Source organism: Cupriavidus sp. 05N40 (assembly GCF_056397305.1).
Genome location: NZ_JBFTND010000419.1, coordinates 1 through 1,917 on the forward strand (window position 1 = coordinate 1; position 1,917 = coordinate 1,917).

Sequence of the window (1,917 nt, forward strand, 5' to 3'; positions counted from 1 at the left end):
GGCCTGCCCTGCATTGCCACCCATGCGGAGGCGGATTTCCTCATGCAAGCCTGGTTGCGCGGCAGCGGCTCGGTGGCCTCGCGGGAGGGCATCGCATGATCGGCATGATCGTCCGCTTGTACTGTGGTACGGCGGTACGGCGCATCGAGGCCGCAGTGGCCGCAGTGGCGTGGCCGTGGAGGCCGCGGGGCGCCGCGATTGGCATCTCGCTGCAAAGCCTTCTAAGATCAAGGCTCATCTCCCTTGCCCAGGATCAGGCCATGACCAAGCCCGTCTCGCCGAAACAGCCGGCGCCACCCAAGCCCGCCAAGCAGGCGCCTGTGCCTGGCAAGGGCACCCCGGAGCCAGGCGCGGACCATCAGGAAGATGAACTGGACGAAGCCCTGCGCGAGACCTTCCCGGCCAGCGACCCGATTTCCGTCGACACCGCGCACGGCAAGTAGAAGCGGGGGCCGTGCCCGGCCCCCTCAGGCCAGCGTGCGCAGCTGGCCGATGACCTTCATCAGTTGCCCGTGGGCAACGATCACGCCGGATTCGTCCTGCAGGGCCTGCTGGTAGCGGTCGCGAAAGACGGGCTCGCCTTGCGCGCCAAACAGTTTTTCGGTGGCGGCGGCCACGGCGCGGCAGGTTTCGTCGTGATGCTCGGGCGCATCCAGTTCCTCGTCGATCTCGATGATCAGGCGCGAGAGCGGATCGAGCCAGCGAAAATACGTCTCCTCGGTCACAACCTGCACGAACAGGCCGGCAGGGATCGGGCCGTGCAGGCGCTCGTACTCCACGCGGCCCAGCGCAATCACCTCCTTGTGCACCTTGAGCAGCGCGGCGCGCAATGCGCGTAGCCCGCTGCGGCGGTCTTCCTGCTTGGCGAGGAATTGTTCGTTCGGCATATCCCTTCTCCGTTGCTAGCGGCCGTGCGGCCCGCATGCCAGTATAGGCAGGGCTGCCTGCCCGGCGGGAGGGGCATGAAGAGAGCGAGGCAGTCCCGACACAGTGATGCAGCCGAGGCATCCAGCACGGCGCGCACTGTGGTAGGACCTGGCGCCCGCGGGCCGGCGGTCAGCGCCGTGCGGCCTTGCGCAGCGCCTTGTTCGCATACATCGCTGTGTCGGCCTCGCCCAGCAGCGCGGCGATGCCGTTGTGCCGGCCCGCATCGAAGACGATGGAGCCCACGCTGAACTCGATGTCATAGCCGCGCGCGGCCTGCAGGTTCTGCGCGGCCACGCCCGCCCGCAGCCGGCTCAGCGTGGCCTCGCAGGCGGCCGCGTCGGTGCTGGTCAGCAGCGCCACGAATTCGTCGCCGCCCAGGCGGCCGATCACGTCGGAGTCGCGCAGGCAATGGCGCAGTTCGGCGGCGAAAGCATTGAGCGCGCGGTCGCCCTCGGCATGGCCGAAGCGGTCGTTGATGGCCTTGAAGCCGTCCATGTCGAAGAACAGCAGCGTGGCGGGCTTTTCCAGGCGCGTGCAGACGTTGAGCGCGTGCTGGGCCAGCGCGGAGAAGCCGCGGCGGTTGGACAGCAGCGTGAGTTCGTCCATGGTGGCGAGCTGCAGGGCGGCGAGTTCCTGCTCGGCCATGCGCGCCAGGTCGCGCAGCAGGGCGCGGTCATCTTCGCCAAACTCGCGCGGCTGCACGTCGATCAGGCACAAGGTGCCCAGCTTGCTGCCGTTGGCCACCGCCAGCGGGCAGCCGGCATAGAAGCGGATGATATCGGCCTGGCAGCCGCAGATTGTAATCAATCACCGCCTTCAAATGGACATCCGGCACCGCACGCGCGGGCTGCTCAGCAGCGCAGCCGCGCCATCTGGTCACGCAGGTAGCGGTTGCGCGCCCGATAGTTCTCCACCTCGGGCAGCCGTGCACGCTGGCGCGCGGCGTAGTCGGATTCCAGCTGGCGCATCTGGCTGGCCAGCATATAGCAC

At 68.1% G+C, this 1,917-nt stretch carries 3 protein-coding genes; 1 reads left to right on the forward strand and 2 read right to left on the reverse strand.

Annotated elements, in window-relative coordinates; all coding sequences use genetic code 11:
- Positions 1 to 260 precede the first annotated feature (260 nt).
- Entirely contained in the window at positions 261 to 443 is a 183-nt protein-coding gene (locus tag AC1DO7_RS41105) for a hypothetical protein (RefSeq protein ID WP_441615310.1), read from the forward strand.
- A 24-nt stretch (positions 444 to 467) separates the two neighbouring features.
- Here the strand turns inward: AC1DO7_RS41105 and AC1DO7_RS41110 are convergent, their stop codons facing one another.
- Together AC1DO7_RS41110 and AC1DO7_RS41115 are read right to left on the reverse strand one after the other, a co-directional pair.
- Positions 468 to 887 (reverse strand): hypothetical protein, encoded by a 420-nt coding sequence (locus AC1DO7_RS41110; protein WP_441615311.1) that lies wholly within the window; start codon positions 885 to 887, stop codon positions 468 to 470.
- A 169-nt stretch (positions 888 to 1,056) separates the two neighbouring features.
- Positions 1,057 to 1,734 (reverse strand): sensor domain-containing diguanylate cyclase, encoded by a 678-nt coding sequence (locus tag AC1DO7_RS41115; RefSeq protein ID WP_441615313.1) that lies wholly within the window; start codon positions 1,732 to 1,734, stop codon positions 1,057 to 1,059.
- Positions 1,735 to 1,917 lie beyond the last annotated feature (183 nt).